The organism is Cupriavidus sp. 01L43 (genome assembly GCF_056399925.1).
Genome location: NZ_JBFTSH010000014.1, coordinates 19,451 through 36,414, shown reverse-complemented (window position 1 = coordinate 36,414; position 16,964 = coordinate 19,451). Strand labels below are relative to the sequence as shown.

Genomic DNA, 16,964 nt, shown 5'->3' with positions numbered 1-16,964 from the left:
TTTACTCGGCTTTGTAATTTTGACAATCGACGGAGAGGGATGGCGAGCGCGTCAGCCGCGCCGCGCCGCCTCACGCCAAGCCCCCGGCGGCAGGCCGAAGCGGCGGGCGAACGCGCGGGTAAAAGTCGTCTGGTCGGGATAGCCGACGCCGAAGGCGATGTCGGTCAGCGGCATCGTGCCGGCCATCAGCCATTGCACGGCCTGATCGAGGCGCAGGCGGGTCTGGTAGCCGTGCGGCGTGTCGCCGAAGGCTTCGCAGAACAGGGTATGGAAGTGGCGGGCGCCCCAGCCGAAGCGGCTGGCGAGTTCGTCGGCGCGGGGTGGTTCGGCGAGGCTCGCGCGCAGGCAGGCGTCGATCGCCATGACCGGGAAGCGGGCGGCGTCGTGCCGGGCGAGGTCCTGCCCGAGCGAGGTGGCCAGGTTGCCGGCGAGGATGGCCGCGCGCTGCCAGTCGTGCTGCGGCGGGGCGCCGGGCCGGGTTTTCGGGATGGTGACGAGCGTGCGCACCTGCGCGGCGAGCGGGCCCTCCAGCGCGAAGGTGCGCGGGCGGGCCATCAGCCGGGCCGGCAGGGCCACGGAGCTGGCCGGGAAGTCGGCCACAAGCTGCAGGTTCTCGGTCAGGCCCACGCAGACATGGTGTTCGCCACCGGGCACGACCAGGCCGTGTTCGGCATCCACACGATAGGCGTGACCGTCGATTTCCAGTTCGATGGCGCCGTCCACGCCGAACAGCAACTGGTGGTAGTCGTGCGCATGGCCGAGCGGCTGCGGCTGGAATCGCCGCGGCTCGACCAGCGGGGCGGCGTGGTCAGCGCGCTTCGGCACGTTGCGTCCGTCCCTGGGTCTGGCACAGCCACACGCCGGCGCCGGCCACGGCCATGCCGAGCCACTGGAGCGGCACCAGATGGTCGCCAAACAGCAGCGCAGCCTGCACGGCGGCCAGCGGCGGGGCGAGGAACATCAGCGCGGCGGCGTTGGCGGCGCGCCCGCGGCGCACCAGCCCCAGCAGCAGCCACGTACCGAGCCCCGACAGCACCAGCGCGGCATAGGCCAGCGACGCCCACAGCGTGACGCCCGGCTCCCAGTGCAGCGCGCCCGGGCCGCCGTTGACCGTGACCAGCGCGCCGGCCACCAACATCGCGCCGGCATTCTGCCAGGCCGAGCTGGCGCGAATGTCGGCCTTGGCGATGGAGGTCTTCTGCAAGAGCGTACCCATGGTGATGGAAACAATGGCCAGCAGGCCGATCAGCACAATCCACGGCGACACCGCGTGCGGCGCGCCGGCCCGCATCGCCGGCAGGACGACCAGCCCCACGCCGGCCGCGCCGAGCGCGAGCCCGCGCCAGGTGCGCATCGAAGGTAGCTCTTTTAATAGTGGGATGGCAAGCAGCGCGGTCAGCAGCGGCTGCAGGGCGCCCAGCAGCGCCATCACGGACGGCGACAGCCCGTGCGCCACGGCGCCGTAGCCGGCACACAGGTAGATGCCCTGCATCAGCGCGCCAGCCAACAGGTGGCGGGGCACCTCGCGCGCCGCCGGCCACGCCGCCCCGGCCAGCGCCGCCGCCATGGTGAACATCAGCCCGGCCAGCGCAAAGCGGGCGAGCAGGAACAGGCTGGTGTCGGCCACGGGCACGACTGCCTTGCCGACGATAAAGCCGGTGGACCAGATCAGGACGAAGGCCAGGCCAGGCAGCCAGGCGGGCAGGGGGCGCGACATGGAAGCGGTACTCGATCAGATTCCGGGCGGCCGGTCAGTGGCCGCATTGGGGGAGATTGTCCGGCAGGGTAGCGGGGCGGGAGGGGGCTGTCTTGGCGATTCCTGCAATCGATCTTCAGACAAATCCGATGGACCTCATGGACAATATGCGCCTTGTCCACGTCTTCCGGCCCCGATCGGGCCGCGTTCCCGCCATGCCAACGACCGCGCCGCATCACCGCCTGATCCAGGATCTCGGCCTCGTGCCCCATCCGGAGGGGGGATTCTACCGGGAGACCTACCGCGACGCCGCGCGGGTCCGCCGGGCCGACGGCGTGGAGCGCGCCGCCTCCACGGCCATCTATTACCTGCTGTGCGATGACGCGTATTCGGCGTGGCACCGCATCTGCGCGGACGAAGGCTGGCATTTCTACGCCGGCGGGCCGCTCGACGTGCATGTGATCGATGCCGCAGGCCGGTTGCACACCCACCACCTCGGCAACCCGCTGAACGACGCGGGCACCGTGTTCCAGGCGATGGTGCCGGCCGGCTGCTGGTTCGCGGCCGAGCGCGTGGCGGGCTACGCCGGCGGCTACTCGCTGGTCGGCTGCACGGTGGCGCCCGGCTTCGAGTTCAGCGAATTCGAACTGGCCGATGCGGCCGCCCTGGCCGCGCTGGCCGCCGCCCATCCGCATCACGCCGAGGTGATCGCCCGGCTGGCGCCCCGGCTCCCGCAGGGCTGACCGGCCGCGCTCCCTACGTTCGCCGGCAAGTTTTACGCGTAGCGGGCGGGCCTGGCCGCTGCCGCACGCCGATTTGGCGGCGTGGGGCGGCCGGGAACGGCTTTTGCAGAACCGGTCCACGGACCCGTTTTCGCAATGTCCGCATCCCCACCCCGCAAAAACCCCACAGAACGAGGAGTCATCATGGATAAGTCCAAGATCCCGGTCGGCCAGCGCCCGGCCCTGAGCCTGTTGCTGGACGACCACCGCGCCGTCAAGAAGCTGTTCAAGCAGTTCGAGGAAGCCAAACAGGACAGCGCCAAGCAGTCGATTGCGGCGGAAACCTGCCACGCGCTGAGCATCCACGCCCAGATCGAGGAGGAGATCTTCTATCCCGCCCTGCGCGGCGTTTCGGACAAGATCGACGACATGCTGGACGAAGCCAAGGTCGAGCACATGGTGGCCAAGCAGTTGATCGCGAAGATCGAATCGGGCGATAAGGCCATGCTCGACGCCAACTACAAGGTGTTGACCGAGTACGTCGGGCACCACGTGGAGGAAGAGGAAAGCGAGCTGTTCAAGGCGGTGATCCAGGCCAAGGTCGACCTCAAGGCGGTGGCGGCGCAGCTTGAGGAGCGCAAGCACGAACTGGAAGGCGTGACGGCCTGACCGTTGGCGCGGACGAAGAAAGGCCCATCCGAGGTGGATGGGCCTTTCTTTATCGCTGCGACGCGTGGCGTTTAGATCGCTTCATCGCCCTTAACCTTGATTGGCGAGCAGATCGGCCAGTTCATCGGCGTGTTCTTCCTCCACGGCCAGGATCTCTTCCATCATGCGACGCGTGGTCGGATCCTTGTCGCCCAGGTACTGGACGATCTCGCGATAGCTGTCGATCGCAATCCGCTCGGCCACGAGGTTCTCGCGGATCATGCTGGCGAGGTCGTCGCCCTCGGAGTACTCCGAATGGCTGCGCGTCAGCAGGCCGTCCGGCGACAGGTTGGGTTCGCCGCCCAGTTGGACGATGCGCTCGGAAATCTGGTCCGCGTGGCCTTGCTCCTCGTTGGAATGCTGGAGGAATTCGTCGGCAACGCTCTTCGAGTTCGGGCCCTTGGCCATGAAATAGTGGCGGCGATAGCGCAGCACGCAGACGATTTCCGTGGCGAGTGCGGTATTGAGCAACTCGATCACGGTGTTGCGGTCGCCGTCGTAGCCCTCGGTGACGGCGCCGTCTTCGATCTTCTTGCGGGCACGTTCGCGGAGAGTCTTGATGTCGGTGAGGAAGGGTTGGGATTGCATTGTGATGGACTCCTTTGCCAACCGTGAGCGGGGACTTGTGTGGGCACTTTATGTGGGGATTTGGTGCGTATCTATCTTAGAGTTCCGCGCACGCCGCGCGGCGTCAGCCCGTGCCCCATTCTGCTATCGGGTTCGGTCCTACAACCCGCCCGCCGGGGCTAGGCCGGCAGCAGCCGCGCGCGCAGGAAATCCACAAAAGCAGTGACTTTGGGCGATGCCACGCGGCGGCGCGGGAACACCGCGTGGAAGTCCTGCGCCGGCCCGGTCCACGCCGGCAGCACGCGGCGCAGCCGGCGCGCGGTCACGTCCGGGGCGAGGCTGCGGTCCATCGCCAGCGAGAGTCCTTCGCCGGCACACAGCGCGTCGTGCAGCAGCGCGGGGTCGCTCGCCACGATCACCGGATCGATCGGAAAATCCCGCGCACGGCCGGCGGCCTGCCGCAAGGGCCACGCATAGCCGCGCTCGCGCCGCGCCTGATGAAGCGCCAGCGTCGCGTGGTCGAGCAGGGCGGCGGGATGGTCTGGCACACCGTGCCGCTTCAGGTAGGCGGGGCTGGCATAGACGCCGGTCGGGAAACTGCCGAGCCGGCGTGCGATGAGATCGGAATCGGGCAGCACGCCGAGGCGCAGCGCCACGTCGATCTCTTCGGCAACGAGGTCGAGCGGCACGTGCGAGGCAAGGATCTCCAGACGCACTTCGGGATAGGCCGCACGGAAGGCGGCTAGCAGCGGGGCGATCCACGTGGTGCCGAACGAGTATGGCAGCGTCACACGGAGCCAGCCGCGCGGGCCGTGCTGCAACTGCTCGACGGCGGCCTGGGCGTCGTCGAGGTGGCGGGCCAGGAGCTGGCTGTGCTCGAAGTAGGCCGCGCCGGCGTCCGTCAACGCCAGCCGGCGTGTGGTGCGGAGGAGTAGCTGCGTGCCGAGCTGGGCCTCCAGCGCCATCACACGCCGGCTGACCGTGGTCTTGGGCATCTGCAACGCGCGCGCCGCCGCCGTGAAACTGCCCGATTGCACCACGCGCACGAAGATCAGCGTGTCGTTAAGGTCTGCCGCCATCGTTCTGGTCCCTGCTAAGGCCCGCTTTTAGGAGAAATGCGATTGTCCCATCAATGGGCCAATGCTGCCCGGATCCGGGGACTAATCACGACGCCACTCGCTCCGTAAGATCGCCCCATCGAATCCAACAAGGCAGGAAGGCGATCATGAAATTGAGCGAATACGTGACCTATGACGCGGTCGGGCTGGGCCAACTGGTGGCGCGCGGTGAGGTGAGTGCGGGGGAACTGGCGGAAGTGGCCCGCCGTGCGATTGCCGCCGTGAATCCGAGGATTGGCGCGGTGGTGGAGGACTGGCCGGCCGATGCAGCCGGGTCTTCGGCGGCACCCGGCAGTGGGCCGCTGGCCGGCGTGCCGTTCCTCGTCAAAGATCTCGCGCTGTCGATGGCGGGCAAGCGGCTGGAGCTGGGCTCGCGGCTGGCGGCGGGCCTCGTGGCGCCATCGGACTCGTTCCTGATGCAGCGGCTGCGCGCCGCCGGGCTGGTAACAATTGGCCGAACGGCTACGCCGGAGATGGCGTTCAGCACCGCGACCGAGTCCGTGCAGCAGGGCGCCACGCGCAACCCCTGGCAGCCGGCGTTGAGCGCGGGCGGTTCCAGCGGCGGGGCCGGTGCCGCCGTGGCGGCCGGTATGGTGCCGCTGGCGCATGCGACTGATGCCGCTGGGTCGATCCGCGTGCCGGCGGCGTTCACCGGCCTGTTCGGGCTCAAATCCACGCGTGGCCGGGTCTCGAACGGTCCCGGGCTGGACGAAGTCTTCGCCGGGCTCGGCGTGCAGGGCGGGCTGAGCCGCACGGTGCGCGACAGCGCCGCGCTGCTCGACGCCATGCACGGCACCGCCGCCGGCGAGCCGTATCACACGCCCGCGCCGTCCCGACCCTTTCTCGACGAAGTGGGGCGGGAACCGGGCCGGCTGCGCATCGGCGTGATGGTGCCGCCGTTCAACGGGGCTGGCGTGGCCCCGGTCATGGCGCAGGCGGTGGCGGGCGTGGCCGCGCAGTTGGCAGGGCTGGGCCACCATGTCGATGACGTCACGCTGCCGCTGGGCGCATCGTGGGAGGCGGTCGTCCTGGCGAATGCGCGCATCTGGTGTGCCACGCTGGTCGGCTGGATCGATGGCGTGGCAGCGGCCACCGGGCGCCCCATCGACGCCACCACGCTGGAGCCGCAAACACTGGCGGCGTACCGCTACGGCCGGCGCGTCACCGGCCCCGCCTTCGCGGCAGCGCTCGACGTGCGCAACGCGGTGACGCGGGCCACGGCGACCTGGTTCGATGACATCGACGTCCTGTTGACGCCAACGATGCCGGCCCTGCCTGAGCCGGTGGGTACCTATGCCGCCGGCGCGGAAACCATGGATGGACTGGACTGGACCGACCGCGTGTTCCGGCACTCGCCCTACACGCCGGCGTTCAACGTGGCGGGGCTGCCGGCGATGTCCGTGCCGCTATGCGTGGACGCGGCGAGCGGGCTGCCGATCGGCATGCAGTTCGGGGCGGGGTTCGCGGAGGAGGGGGTGCTGTTCCGGCTGGCGGGGCAACTGGAACGGGAGATGGGCTGGGCGGGACGCCGGCCAGCCGTCTGGGCTGGCGCGGCGCAGGCTTGATGGGCGATCAATACCCGTAACGGTTGTAACCGGGGTTGTAACCTTGGTTGTAGCCCTGGTCATAGCCCTGCTGGTACTCGACCTGCCCGTAACCCGCCGGTGCGGCCGGCGCGCACGGCACGTAGGCGCGCTGGTAGTTGCTGTAGCAGTATCCCGGTGGCACCTGCGGGGCGGCGTAGGCCACCGGCTGCGGCGGCGCGTAGACCGGCGCCGGTGCAGCCACCACGGGCTGGCTGAAGACCGCCGCGCCGATGGCCAGCGCCGCGATGGCGCCCACCGCCAGCGCAGCCGCGGCGCCGTCCGACCCGCCGCCACCGTGATGGCGGCCGCGGGCCGACGCCGGCCCGGCGGCCAGCATGGCGGCGCAGAGAACGGCAATACCGGTGTAACGAATCGATTGGCGCATGTCGGGCTCCTTGTCGGCCGATGATCGGCCTTGCTCGATGGAAGCCATCATGCCCTGCGACGCATTACAGTGGGTTACGCGATGGTGAGCAGATGTTACGGCTGCAACATATGGCGCCGTGCCCGGAAGCGACCCCGCTTACTCGCTGGCTTCGGCCAGGAACCAGGCGCGGCGCTGGGCCTCGTCGATCCAGTTCTCGAGCAGGCTCGCCGTGGCCACGTCGCCGTGGTCGTCGCAGACGGCGTGGGCGTCGAGCATGATCGCGGCCAGTTGCAGATTGTCGGCGCGCAGTTCCGCCAGCATGTCGCGCGGGGCCACGCGGTCGGCATCGTTGTCACGCAGGCGCTGCTGGCGGGTGACATCGCCGATGGAGCGCAGCGTGGTGGCGCCGAGCTTGCGCACCCGCTCGGCAATGTCGTCGGTGATGGCGAAGATCTGCGCCGACTGCTCGTCGAGCATCAGGTGATAGTCGCGGAAGTGCGGGCCGGACATGTGCCAGTGAAAGTTCTTGGTCTTCAGGTAGAGCGCGAAGACATCGGCAAGCAGCGGGTTGAGGTGCGCCGCGATGGCGGCGACGCCCTTGGCGTCCGGGACGGACGTGGCGACGGTGGTGGCGGTGACGAGGGAGGGTGCGGGCATGGTGGCTCCTGGTTGTCAGGGTTCGGCCCGCCATGATCGGGCCACGCCCCGCGCCGGCGTTGCCGCCGGCCCCCGGAATTGTCGATAACGCACGTTGGCGCGTCGGGCCGGGGGCGGCCGGGCAGGCTACCCGCCGAGCCGGACCAGACTATACATACATATAGTTCCGCCGCAGGGACGGGCCTCGTATCATGCCAGCACGCATCCCGGCAAGTCGGTCCGGGCCCGCTGCGTGTTTCAGTCCGGTCGAGGTAGTCGCTTTGCACAACAAACAATTATTGGCCATCGTTGACGACGACGACTCCGTGCGAGTCGCCACGTCGCGCCTGGTTCGCTCCCTGGGCTGGGAAGTCATCCTTTTCGACACCGCCACGGCATTCCTGAACTCCGGCTGTGCCGCCGAGGTGGATTGCGTGATCTCCGATGTCCAGATGCCCGGCATCACTGGCATCGAGATGCATCGCCGGCTGACAGAAGCCGGCGTGCACGTGCCCGTGATCTTCATTACCGCGTTTTCCGTGGAAGCCACGCGCAGGCAGGCGATGAAGAACGGTGCACTTTCCTTCCTCAATAAGCCGGTGGACGGCGCCGCACTGCAGGCGTGCCTGGATCGGATCGGCAAGGCGGCGCCGAGCGCATAAGTGCCGTGCCCTGCGGTGCGTCACTTTTGCCACCCGCTATGTATAATTCCTGCGCACACATCCCGCGGGATCGATGGCACGTCCGTGCCCGATCGCACCACGACTGTGCAAGCGACCGCCCCGCAAGACTGCCGACGGCCAGCGGTAGTTGAAACCGCCGAAGTCCCCCCCGAGGAGCCACCCCGAGCATGTCCGAGCCAACCGCCGTGCACAGGCCGAAATCCGAGAATCCGCGCGCGCTGCTGACCCTGGCGGCCCTGCTGACGCTGGGGATTTTCCTGATCGATGTCCTGACGCCGCTGACGATTGCCGTCGCCGTGCTCTACGTGGTGGTCGTGCTGCTGGTGGCTGCCACCGGCTCGCAGCAGGCCACGCTGTATTCGGCCATCGGCTGCGCCGCGCTCACCATCTTCGCCTTCCTGTTCCAGCGCACGGTCACCGAGGACGCCGGCCCGCTGGCGCGCTGCGTGTTCAGCCTGCTGGCGCTGGCCAGCACCTCGCTGCTGGCCATGCGCAACCTCGCCAAGACCGCCCAGCTCCACGAGGAAATGCAGATCCGCGCCACGGCCGAGGCTGCGCTCGCACGCAGTGAAGCCTTCCTGGCCGAAGCGCAGCAACTGAGCCAGACCGGCAGCATCGCCATGCGCGTGCCCGGCGACACGATGACGTGGTCCGACGAGGCCTACCGGATCTTCGGCTACGACCGCACGGTGACGCCGGGTCCGGACCTGGTCCTGGCGCGCGCCTATCCTGAAGATCTGCCGCTGGTGATATCCGTGCGCGACCAGATGCGGCAGGGCGTGCACCTGATCGACGTGCGGCATCGGCTGCGCATGCCGGATGGCACGGTCAAGCACGTGCACCTGGTGTCGCGCCTGCGCGAGTCGGCGTCGGACTATACCGAGTACGTAGGCGCGCTGATGGACATCACCGCCGCCGTCCAGACTCAGCAGGCCTTGCAGCGCACCTCCACCGAACTCGCGCACGTGATGCGCATGACCACGCTGGGCGAGCTGGCGGCGTCCATCGCCCATGAGGTGACGCAGCCGATCGCGGCCATCGTCACCTGTGGGGACTCCGCGCTACGCTGGCTGAACCGGGCGCAGCCGGACGTCGCCGAGGCCACCCAGTCCATCGACCAGATGATCCGCGACGCGCGGCGCTCCAGCGACATCATCCGGCAGATCCGCTCGATGGCGCAGAAGCGCGATCCGGTCTACGCCGAGACCGCGCTGGACAGCCTGGTGCGCGAGTCGATCGAACTGATGCGCCGGGAGCTGCAGGACCACCATGTGGAGTCGGCGATCGACCTGGCGCTGCCGGACGCGATGATCTGCGGCGACCGCGTGCAGCTTCAGCAGGTGCTGATCAACCTGCTGCTGAACGCCGTGCAGGCGATGGAGGGCACCGGCCGCCCCCGCAAGCTTTGGGTCAACACCGCGCTGGCCGAGTCGCGCCAGGCGCAGGTCACCGTGCGGGACGCCGGCAAGGGCATCGCGCCGGAAGAGGCCGGGCGGCTGTTCAGCGCGTTCTTCACCACCAAGGCCGAGGGGATGGGCATGGGCCTGTCGATCTGCCGCTCCATCGTCGAGGCGCACGGCGGCCGCATCTGGGCCGACTCGCCACCCGAGGGCGGCGCGGCCTTCCACATCATGCTGCCGCTGCATCTCGCCGATGCACCGGACGGCGAATGCGCGGCCCTTCAGCAGACCGCGGAAGCAGGGAGCGAACATGGGCAATGAGTCGGGCGCGGTCAACGAGGCGGCGAGTGGCGTGGTCTATGTGGTCGATGACGACGAGTCGATGCGGATTGCCGTGGCGATGCTGCTGCGCTCCGTCGGCCATCAGGTGCAGACGTTCGCCTCCGCGCAGGAATTCCTGGCGTGCGAGCGGACCGACGCGCCGAGCTGCCTGATCCTCGATGTCCGGCTCAAGGGCCAGAGCGGCCTCGCAGTGCAGGAGCAGATCGGCGCGGACCAGGTCAGCATTCCCATTGTCTTCATGACCGCCCATGGCGACATTGCCATGTCGGTCAAGGCGATGAAGGCGGGTGCGACGGACTTCCTCGCCAAGCCGTTCCGGGACCAGGACATGCTGGACGCCGTGAACAGCGCCCTGGCGCGCGACGCCCAGCGGCGCGTGGCCGATCAGTCGAGCGCGGACTTGCGCCAGCGCTTTGCCACGCTGACCCAGCGTGAGCGGGAAGTGATGGCACAGGTGGTGCGCGGGCTGATGAACAAGCAGATCGCGTCGAACCTGGGCCTGAGCGAGATCACGGTAAAGATCCACCGTGGCCAGGCCATGAAGAAGATGGGCTCGCGTTCGCTGGCCGACTTCGTGCTGAAGGCCGAAGCGCTCGGCATGACGCCGGCGGCTTCGCAGTAAGCCATCAGCGATCGCGTCAGACCGGCGCCCACGTCGAGATCAGGGCCGCCATGCCGCAGCAGGCGGTGCAGACACCAAGCCAGTAGCAGATCATCTTGCGTTCGCGTCGCGTGACGGCGACGGGGTAAGACACGTGCTGGGCGGACATGGTCGGGGTGTGGATGTGCATGATGGGCTCCGGGGGGCAGGCCGGAGCATCGGCGTGCCGGATGCCTGTCGCGATGGCCCGCTGTCGGGGCATCGCAAGAGGCGGTCGCTGGGTGCTTGGGCCTGGACTCAGGCGTCCGACTTCTCGGGCGATGCCGAGACGCCGGTCAGGTCGCGCCCGGCCAGTTGCAGCGTGGCGGAGGCATTCGCGGGCTGGTCGAAGCGTGCACCCTGGGTGTACGGGTCGCGCGGGGAATCGACACGGGCACCATCGGTGTAGGGGTCGCGCGGCGAGTCGACGCGGGCACCGTCGGTGTACGGGTCACGCGGCGAGCTGACGCTGGCGTGGGCCACGGAGGCGAGGCCGCCGAGGCTGCCCAGCACGAGCAGGGCGGTTGCGGAAACGATGCGTTGGGTGCGTGTGGTCATGGGAATCTCTCCATCAGTGAGGGTGCAGCTTTGGGTTTCCTGGCGGCTGCCGCGCATTGCTGGCTGCCTGGAATCAAGCTTAGAGACTCACGCCCCGAAAATCATTTGTACATCCGTCGCCGGCGATAGCGCATTCGTTGCGGGACCTCATCCTTAGGTTTAACTCGCCGCAACCCCGGCCACGACGGCCTGCGTGAGCAGGACGTCGGCGAGGATCATCGCGTCGGCATTGCGCGCACGCGGACGCTGCGGGCGGGGCTTGTAGATGGCATCGCCGGGCTCGATCTGGCGTCCACTCATCGCGCAGAAGCCCGCCACGCGCGCGAAGGCCGTGCCCCATTGCTGCTCGCCGTAGCGGCAGTGGGTGGCATCGTTCCACGACAGCACAGCGGTGTGCGAATCGGGCATGTCGATGATGCGGATCAGCACGCCGGCCAGATCCTGGCGACCGCAGCGCTGGTAGGACACGGGGCTGCCGGCCGGTTGGTCGGACTGCGCAAACAGCAGCCCGAGTGCCTGCTGCCAGGGGTCGGGGCGGTTGCGCGTGGGCGCAACCTGGTCTGTCACGAGGTTGTCTGCAAGCATGATGGGGCTCCGGGTTGAGGGCGACGGCTGCTCAGGCAGCCTTGCGCTCCAGGCTGCGTTTTACGCGCCAGTTGTAGGGGGTCTCGCCCACAAAGCGCTTGAACACGGTGGTGAAGTGCGATTGCGAGCGGAAGCCGCAATGCATGGCGACGTCGAGAATCGACTGGCCGCTGGCGCTCAGCAGCGACTGCGCATGTTCCACGCGCCGCCGCAGCAGGTATTCGTGCGGCCGCAGGCCGGTGGCGCGGCGGAACTGCGCCGCGAAGTGCATGCGGGTAAGGCCGGTGCTCTGCGCGATATCGGCCAGACCAATCGCTTCGGACAAATGCGCGTCGATGTAGTCCGTGGCACGGCGCAGGCGCCACGGCGGCAGCGGCGCCAGGCTGCCGCCCGGGGCCTCCGTCGCACCGGCCTGGAAATGCCGCGCCACGAGGCGCGAGACGATGGCCAGGCTCACGCTCTCGACGAAGATGCGGCTCGCGCCGGCGTCCTGCACCTGGGTCATCGCTAGGGCCTGGCCGAGCCGTTCGAGCGCCGGATCCTGCAGCAGCTTGGGCGAGTCGAGCACGATGTCGCCGGCATGGGGGCGATCGAACAGGTCGGCGTGGCATTCGGCCAGCACCGCCTGCGTGGCGTAGAGGTGGAGCACGTCGGCGGGCGCCTGGAAGGTGGCGCGCACCGGTACGCCCGGCGCGGTCACCTGCACGGCCCCGGCGGTGACCCGCCCATCCACCAGCGGCCGGCCCGCATGCACGAACGCCAGCGTGGTGCAGCGCAGGTTCATGGCGATGCAGTGGTGGGCGTCGGCGCCGGGATGGGAAACCTGGAACGGTTCGCTGGGCTCGAGCGTCCAGCGCGAGACCGGGATCTGGGCGCCCGTGTCGTGGGAAGGTGCGCGCCACTGCTGCTCGGCGCCGATGAGTCCTGGTGGCGCGGGTAGGCGGGCGGTACTGACCGGGAAGAGCGAAGCGTGATGCATGACGGCCCCTTTGAACTGAACGTTGAAGCGGTTCTGGGCCGCTAGACCCAGCATGGCTTCAAGGTATATCAGGCAAAGAAGGCCGAATAGCCCTACAAACGGTTGCGCACGGTGTCAAATGGTTTGCGCAACTCATACCTTGGTTTAGTCGGCGGGGGACCGGCCACCAAGGGAAATGGGCTTCCGAAGAAGCAAAACGGGCTTCCGAGGAAGCCCGTCGCCCGCTAGATATTACGCGGTCTCATAAGGATATGCGTTCAGGCGCTGACGGGCGCGCCGCCCGCCGCCGATTCCTTGGCGAACAGGCTCTTGGACGTCGCCACATGACCGGCCAGCACCGGCCGCAGCACCACGATGGCCAGGAAGGCCGCCGTCAGGTCCATGCCGGCCACGGTGTAGAGCACCGTGGACCACGTGCCGGTGGCCTCCATCATCAGGTTGCCGATCGGCACGAACAGCGCGCCAATCCCCTTCGCCGTGTAGAGCACGCCGTAGATCTTGCCGATGTGCTTGGTGCCGAAGGCGTCGCCGGCCAGTGCCGAGAACAGCGAGTAGACCTCGCCCCAGGCCAGGAACACCACGGCGGACAGGATCAGGAACGCGTACGGGTTGCTGCCGAAGTACCCCAGCGCGATGATCCCGATGCCCTCCAGCGTGAAGGCGATCACCATCGTCTTCTCCCGGCCGATATGGTCCGAGATCCACCCGAACATCGGCCGCGAGATGCCGTTCATGATGCGGTCCAGCATCAGCGCCAGCGGCAGGGCCGCCATCACGAAGAAGTGGAGATCGACCTTGAAGTCCTTGACGCCGAGGTCCTTGGCGATGACGCCAAGCTGGGCCACGGCCATCATGCCCCCCGTCACGACCAGGATGAACATGATGAACATCAGCCAGAACAGCCTGGTGCTCATGGCCTCCTTGAGCGTGTAGTCACGCGTGGCCTGGGCCAGTTTGTTCGACGCCCGGGTTTCCTGGCTACGCGGCGAACGCAGGAACCACGCGGCAACAAACGCGATGGAGCCTTGCAGCACGCCGAAGAAGAAGAACGTGTCCTGGAAGCCGGACGTCTCGATCATCGCCGCGATGGGCAGGATCGTGGCCGCCGAGCCCGCGCCGTAGCCGCCGGCGGTCAGGCCAACCGCCAGCCCGCGCCGGTCCGGGAACCATTTCAGGGCATTGTTGATACAGGTGGCATAGATCGACCCGACGCCAATCCCGCCCACCGCCGCGCCGAAGTAGAAGCCCGCCAGCGTGGTGGCCTGCGAGTTGATGATCCAGGCCGCGCCGATGAACAGTGCGCCGAACGCCACCATCAGGCGCGGGCCGAACTTGTCGATGAAGTAGCCCTCGATCGGCGCGAGCCAGGTCTGGACCAGCACGAACAGCGTGAACGCCACCTGGATCTGCGCGCGCGGCCAGCCGTAGGTCTGCTGGATTTCCGGCACAAACAGCGTCCAGGCGTACTGGATGTTGGCCGTGGCGACCATACAGACGACGCCGAAGGCCAGCTGGATCCAGCGGGTCCGTTCCGATGCCTGCTGGTTCGGGGTGAGTGCGGCGGAGGATGGACTAGTCATGGCGCGCTCCCTGGGTGGTTTGTTGTGGCATGTTTTGTCTCCTGTTTCCTGGATGCGATGTGCGCTCGCGAAAAGGAATAAATCGTATGCCGGCCCATTTATCGATTGGGCGGTCAAATACAAAGTATGTGATATACCAGCGCAGCGCAAGAGAAAGACGCAGCAGGGTTTTCACCAAATACAGTGATTATCGGAATCAATGTGGCTGGCTCAGATGAGGGACGAATCAATAATGGCAAAAAAAAATGCCCGCAGGCGTCCCGGCGGGCGGAGGCACGTTGCGTGACACCAGTCCGCAGCATGTAGTCGCAGTTATACGCACAAAATAAAGGGCGCGTACGTGGTTTTCCGCCAAATGACAAAAATGTAATGGAGATAATCCAGGCAGGGCGATGGATTAAATCGCAAATTGACGCGATGCGGAAAAATGAAAATAAGTGGGAATAAGCGGCGGGACGTCGCGCGGGAATAAATGCGGCCAGTCCGATTGATGGATTATCAGCGGGGACGAATCAGATTAACTCATGAATCCGCGCGGCAACGCGCGGCGGGGGCGAGGGAAACCTCAACCCCAGTGCCGCACCCGCCCGGTATCCACGTGCACGAAGTTGTCGCGCGTGTAGATGCCCACGCCGCCGCCGCCCAGGGACACCGCCGCGTCGCGCAGGTCCGCCAGCGGCACGCCGGGCAGGCGGATGTCGATGGCCATGCCATCCATGTGCAGGCTGCGCCGGGCCACGCCACCGCCCCGGGTCTTGCGCAGGCGCTCATTGGTGACCGGGCTGCGGTAGCCGGAAATCACCTCGTACGCCTGCTCGGCGCCCAGCACCCCGCGCAGGTCGGAGAGCAGCCCGAACAGCTTCGGGTCGATGTTGCCGACGTCGCCCGAGTAGTGGTCGCGCAGGAAGCGGTTCAGCGCCTGCTGGGCGTCCGGCAGCACCTGATCACCCATCGCGTAGACCAGCGAGATCTGCTCGCCGGTATGCGTATGCGAGAACGACAGCGCCCGCGCGCCCGGCACGCTGGCCAGCGCCAGACGCGGTACCGACAGCGCTGACAGACCCGCAGCTAGGGCCACACCGCCGGACTGGCGGAGGAAACGGCGACGGGCTGGCGTGTTGTTGGAATGCGTCATGGCGATGGGGGCGAAGGGGCGATCCGCAAAACCGGGAGGTCAGGAAGGACGCGCCGCGCTCGCGGCAGCATCGGTCGTGGGGCTTTGCCGCCGCACGGCACGCTGCTGTAGCGCCTGATCGAGCACTTTGTCCTGCCCATAAATGTCAGCGAGGAAGTATACCCGGCCATCGGCCCGCGCAATCGCCGTGCCGTAGGCCAGCACCACTGGCAACGGCGCCTGCAGCGACACCGTGTTCGAGCTGCCCTTGGTCATGGCCTGACGGATGCGCGCCTCGGTCCAGTCCGGCTTGTCCTGCAGGACGAACTTGGCGAGTTCGACCGGCGCCTCCACCCGGATGCAGCCATGGCTGAAGTCGCGCCGGTCGCGCTGGAACAGCTGCGGCGAGGGCGTGTGATGGAGGTAGATGTTCTGGTTGTTCGGAAACACGAACTTGATGTCGCCCAGCGCGTTCAGCGGCCCAGGCCGCTGGCGGATGCGCATCTTGCCGGCCAGCACCGCGCTCAGGTTGGCCTCGTTCAGCGTCGGCACGGCCGTGGTGCCGGACACGAACTCGAAGCCCTGCCGCGTGAAATAGCCCGGGTCGCGCCGGAAGTGCGGCACCAGTTCGGCCCGCGCGATGGAGGGCGGCACGTTCCAGTAGGGGCTGAACTCGATGTAGCGCATGTCCTCCTCGAACAGCGGCGTGCGCGTGTCCAGCGCCTTGCCGACGATGACCTTCATCTCCAGCCGGATGTCGAGCTTGCCGTCGCGATAGTCGTAGGCGCGCAGCACGAATTCCGGCACGTTGACCACGATCATGCGCGGGCTGTCGGCCAGCGGGGTCCAGCGCAGCCGCTCCATGGTCAGCGCGATCTGCCTGACGCGTGCCGACGGGGGCGTATTCAGCTGGACCAGCGTGCCCTTGCCGATCACCCCATCGGCGGTCATCCCATGACGGGACTGGAAGGTCTTCACGGCCTCCACCAGCGCGCCCTTGTAGCCATCCGGTGCGGGCGTGCCAGCCGGCAGGTCGCCCAGCGCCGCCAGCCGTTGGGCCAGTTGGGGCAGGGCGCTGTAGGGCTGCCCCGGCGTCAGCTTGCCGCCGGGCGGCGCGGGCAGCGGTGCATTCCACAGCGGCTCGGCGGCCAGCGCGCGATAGCGGGCCAGCGCCGTGCGCAGCGTGCCATAGAGCGGGAACGCCGGCGGCGCTTCGCGAATCGCATCGGGCAGCCGGTTGGCGGCCAAGGCGGCGCGCAGGGTGGCGTCCGGGTCGAACGGCTTTTCCTTCGAGACATCGAAGCCCGCATGCACCTTGCGCGGATCGACGCGCCCCCGGTGCAGATCGGACAGATAGTGTTGCATCGACTGGGTCAACGCCCCGTCGATACGCTCCACGGCTTCCGGCGCCAGCGCGGGTCCGGCAGCGGCCTGCGTGACCATGCGGCCCAGCGACTCGGCATCGTAGTCCTGGGCCTCGAGCCCATCGGCGCCCGCATCGCTCAGTGCCGTCACGGCCTGCCGCGCGGCCTGCGTCGGCTTGCCATCGACAAACCAGAGCGGCTCCGCCCACGCACTGGCCGCGCCGCAGAGCAGCCACGCCACGCAGGTCGCGGCAAGGCGGTAGCGGGCACGGGAGGGGGATGGGGCGGGCGGGATCGGCGGCGTTACGGCAAATGTCAT

At 67.9% G+C, this 16,964-nt stretch carries 19 protein-coding genes; 6 read left to right on the top strand and 13 right to left on the bottom strand.

All coding sequences use genetic code 11. The features are described 5' to 3' along the window. Positions 1 to 51 precede the first annotated feature (51 nt). Together AC1DP9_RS20910 and AC1DP9_RS20905 are read right to left on the bottom strand one after the other, a co-directional pair. On the bottom strand, positions 52 to 825 hold the full coding sequence (locus AC1DP9_RS20910; protein WP_477108367.1) for a helix-turn-helix domain-containing protein: 774 nt from the start codon (positions 823 to 825) through the stop codon (positions 52 to 54). Continuing rightward, complete coding sequence (locus AC1DP9_RS20905) at positions 809 to 1,717, bottom strand: DMT family transporter (RefSeq protein ID WP_477108366.1); 909 nt, start codon at positions 1,715 to 1,717, stop codon at positions 809 to 811. The genes AC1DP9_RS20910 and AC1DP9_RS20905 overlap by 17 nt, the downstream gene beginning before the upstream one ends. 194 nt (positions 1,718 to 1,911) lie before the next feature. Here AC1DP9_RS20905 and AC1DP9_RS20900 point away from each other — a divergent pair, with 194 nt between their 5' ends. Then, positions 1,912 to 2,439, top strand: coding sequence for a cupin domain-containing protein (locus AC1DP9_RS20900; RefSeq protein WP_477108365.1), 528 nt, complete (start codon positions 1,912 to 1,914; stop codon positions 2,437 to 2,439). Between the two features lie 183 nt (positions 2,440 to 2,622). After that, a complete protein-coding gene (locus AC1DP9_RS20895) occupies positions 2,623 to 3,087 on the top strand; it encodes a hemerythrin domain-containing protein (RefSeq protein ID WP_092296557.1) in 465 nt (154 codons plus the stop codon). Positions 3,088 to 3,177: 90 nt separating this feature from the next. Here AC1DP9_RS20895 and AC1DP9_RS20890 read toward each other — a convergent pair whose 3' ends face one another. Both AC1DP9_RS20890 and AC1DP9_RS20885 read right to left on the bottom strand, forming a co-directional pair. Then, positions 3,178 to 3,714: a ferritin-like domain-containing protein gene (locus tag AC1DP9_RS20890; RefSeq protein ID WP_441593218.1), complete on the bottom strand. Its 537-nt coding sequence runs from the start codon at positions 3,712 to 3,714 to the stop codon at positions 3,178 to 3,180. A 158-nt stretch (positions 3,715 to 3,872) separates the two neighbouring features. Then, positions 3,873 to 4,772 (bottom strand): LysR family transcriptional regulator, encoded by a 900-nt coding sequence (locus AC1DP9_RS20885; protein ID WP_092296552.1) that lies wholly within the window; start codon positions 4,770 to 4,772, stop codon positions 3,873 to 3,875. Between the two features lie 146 nt (positions 4,773 to 4,918). Between AC1DP9_RS20885 and AC1DP9_RS20880 the strand changes: the two genes are divergently transcribed. Beyond that, entirely contained in the window at positions 4,919 to 6,376 is a 1,458-nt protein-coding gene (locus tag AC1DP9_RS20880; protein WP_477108364.1) for an amidase, read from the top strand. A gap of 7 nt (positions 6,377 to 6,383) precedes the next feature. Here AC1DP9_RS20880 and AC1DP9_RS20875 read toward each other — a convergent pair whose 3' ends face one another. Next, on the bottom strand, positions 6,384 to 6,782 hold the full coding sequence (locus AC1DP9_RS20875; RefSeq protein WP_092296849.1) for a mechanosensitive ion channel protein MscS: 399 nt from the start codon (positions 6,780 to 6,782) through the stop codon (positions 6,384 to 6,386). Between the two features lie 138 nt (positions 6,783 to 6,920). Continuing rightward, complete coding sequence (locus AC1DP9_RS20870; protein ID WP_092296546.1) at positions 6,921 to 7,421, bottom strand: Dps family protein; 501 nt, start codon at positions 7,419 to 7,421, stop codon at positions 6,921 to 6,923. Positions 7,422 to 7,612: 191 nt separating this feature from the next. Between AC1DP9_RS20870 and AC1DP9_RS20865 the strand changes: the two genes are divergently transcribed. From AC1DP9_RS20865 to AC1DP9_RS20855, 3 genes are all read left to right on the top strand, one after another. After that, the gene (locus AC1DP9_RS20865; protein ID WP_369823483.1) at positions 7,613 to 8,062 is read left to right on the top strand and encodes a response regulator transcription factor; all 450 of its coding nucleotides are present in this window, start codon (positions 7,613 to 7,615) and stop codon (positions 8,060 to 8,062) included. Positions 8,063 to 8,250: 188 nt separating this feature from the next. Beyond that, positions 8,251 to 9,804, top strand: coding sequence for a sensor histidine kinase (locus AC1DP9_RS20860; RefSeq protein WP_477108363.1), 1,554 nt, complete (start codon positions 8,251 to 8,253; stop codon positions 9,802 to 9,804). After that, positions 9,794 to 10,447, top strand: coding sequence for a response regulator transcription factor (locus AC1DP9_RS20855; protein ID WP_092296537.1), 654 nt, complete (start codon positions 9,794 to 9,796; stop codon positions 10,445 to 10,447). Before AC1DP9_RS20860 ends, AC1DP9_RS20855 begins: the two co-directional genes overlap by 11 nt. Positions 10,448 to 10,463: 16 nt before the next feature. Here AC1DP9_RS20855 and AC1DP9_RS20850 read toward each other — a convergent pair whose 3' ends face one another. The 7 genes from AC1DP9_RS20850 to AC1DP9_RS20820 all read right to left on the bottom strand — a co-directional run bounded on the left by AC1DP9_RS20850 (position 10,464) and on the right by AC1DP9_RS20820 (position 16,964). Beyond that, on the bottom strand, positions 10,464 to 10,616 hold the full coding sequence (locus AC1DP9_RS20850; RefSeq protein WP_177219953.1) for a hypothetical protein: 153 nt from the start codon (positions 10,614 to 10,616) through the stop codon (positions 10,464 to 10,466). 107 nt (positions 10,617 to 10,723) lie between these two features. Continuing rightward, complete coding sequence (locus AC1DP9_RS20845) at positions 10,724 to 11,023, bottom strand: hypothetical protein (RefSeq protein ID WP_441593209.1); 300 nt, start codon at positions 11,021 to 11,023, stop codon at positions 10,724 to 10,726. 159 nt (positions 11,024 to 11,182) lie between these two features. Further along, positions 11,183 to 11,608, bottom strand: a complete 426-nt coding sequence (locus AC1DP9_RS20840; protein ID WP_092296528.1) for a DUF3331 domain-containing protein — start codon at positions 11,606 to 11,608, stop codon at positions 11,183 to 11,185. Between the two features lie 31 nt (positions 11,609 to 11,639). Further along, positions 11,640 to 12,587 carry a helix-turn-helix transcriptional regulator gene (locus AC1DP9_RS20835; protein WP_092296846.1) on the bottom strand — a complete coding sequence of 316 codons (948 nt, stop codon included), beginning with the start codon at positions 12,585 to 12,587 and terminating at the stop codon, positions 11,640 to 11,642. Between the two features lie 257 nt (positions 12,588 to 12,844). Continuing rightward, positions 12,845 to 14,167: an oxalate/formate MFS antiporter gene (oxlT, locus tag AC1DP9_RS20830; RefSeq protein WP_441593207.1), complete on the bottom strand. Its 1,323-nt coding sequence runs from the start codon at positions 14,165 to 14,167 to the stop codon at positions 12,845 to 12,847. A gap of 565 nt (positions 14,168 to 14,732) precedes the next feature. Beyond that, the gene (locus AC1DP9_RS20825) at positions 14,733 to 15,302 is read right to left on the bottom strand and encodes a YcbK family protein (protein ID WP_477108362.1); all 570 of its coding nucleotides are present in this window, start codon (positions 15,300 to 15,302) and stop codon (positions 14,733 to 14,735) included. Positions 15,303 to 15,341: 39 nt separating this feature from the next. Continuing rightward, a complete protein-coding gene (locus AC1DP9_RS20820) occupies positions 15,342 to 16,964 on the bottom strand; it encodes a L,D-transpeptidase family protein (RefSeq protein WP_477108361.1) in 1,623 nt (540 codons plus the stop codon).

Coding starts and splice junctions, on each gene's coding strand:
- AC1DP9_RS20905 (WP_477108366.1), bottom strand. CDS start 1,717: ATGTCGCGCCCCCTGCCCGCCTGGCTGCCTGGCCTGGCCTTCGTCCTG.
- AC1DP9_RS20900 (WP_477108365.1), top strand. CDS start 1,912: ATGCCAACGACCGCGCCGCATCACCGCCTGATCCAGGATCTCGGCCTC.
- AC1DP9_RS20895 (WP_092296557.1), top strand. CDS start 2,623: ATGGATAAGTCCAAGATCCCGGTCGGCCAGCGCCCGGCCCTGAGCCTG.
- AC1DP9_RS20890 (WP_441593218.1), bottom strand. CDS start 3,714: ATGCAATCCCAACCCTTCCTCACCGACATCAAGACTCTCCGCGAACGT.
- AC1DP9_RS20885 (WP_092296552.1), bottom strand. CDS start 4,772: ATGGCGGCAGACCTTAACGACACGCTGATCTTCGTGCGCGTGGTGCAA.
- AC1DP9_RS20880 (WP_477108364.1), top strand. CDS start 4,919: ATGAAATTGAGCGAATACGTGACCTATGACGCGGTCGGGCTGGGCCAA.
- AC1DP9_RS20875 (WP_092296849.1), bottom strand. CDS start 6,782: ATGCGCCAATCGATTCGTTACACCGGTATTGCCGTTCTCTGCGCCGCC.
- AC1DP9_RS20870 (WP_092296546.1), bottom strand. CDS start 7,421: ATGCCCGCACCCTCCCTCGTCACCGCCACCACCGTCGCCACGTCCGTC.
- AC1DP9_RS20865 (WP_369823483.1), top strand. CDS start 7,613: ATGCCAGCACGCATCCCGGCAAGTCGGTCCGGGCCCGCTGCGTGTTTC.
- AC1DP9_RS20860 (WP_477108363.1), top strand. CDS start 8,251: ATGTCCGAGCCAACCGCCGTGCACAGGCCGAAATCCGAGAATCCGCGC.
- AC1DP9_RS20855 (WP_092296537.1), top strand. CDS start 9,794: ATGGGCAATGAGTCGGGCGCGGTCAACGAGGCGGCGAGTGGCGTGGTC.
- AC1DP9_RS20850 (WP_177219953.1), bottom strand. CDS start 10,616: ATGCACATCCACACCCCGACCATGTCCGCCCAGCACGTGTCTTACCCC.
- AC1DP9_RS20845 (WP_441593209.1), bottom strand. CDS start 11,023: ATGACCACACGCACCCAACGCATCGTTTCCGCAACCGCCCTGCTCGTG.
- AC1DP9_RS20840 (WP_092296528.1), bottom strand. CDS start 11,608: ATGCTTGCAGACAACCTCGTGACAGACCAGGTTGCGCCCACGCGCAAC.
- AC1DP9_RS20835 (WP_092296846.1), bottom strand. CDS start 12,587: ATGCATCACGCTTCGCTCTTCCCGGTCAGTACCGCCCGCCTACCCGCG.
- oxlT (WP_441593207.1), bottom strand. CDS start 14,167: ATGACTAGTCCATCCTCCGCCGCACTCACCCCGAACCAGCAGGCATCG.
- AC1DP9_RS20825 (WP_477108362.1), bottom strand. CDS start 15,302: ATGACGCATTCCAACAACACGCCAGCCCGTCGCCGTTTCCTCCGCCAG.
- AC1DP9_RS20820 (WP_477108361.1), bottom strand. CDS start 16,964: ATGACATTTGCCGTAACGCCGCCGATCCCGCCCGCCCCATCCCCCTCC.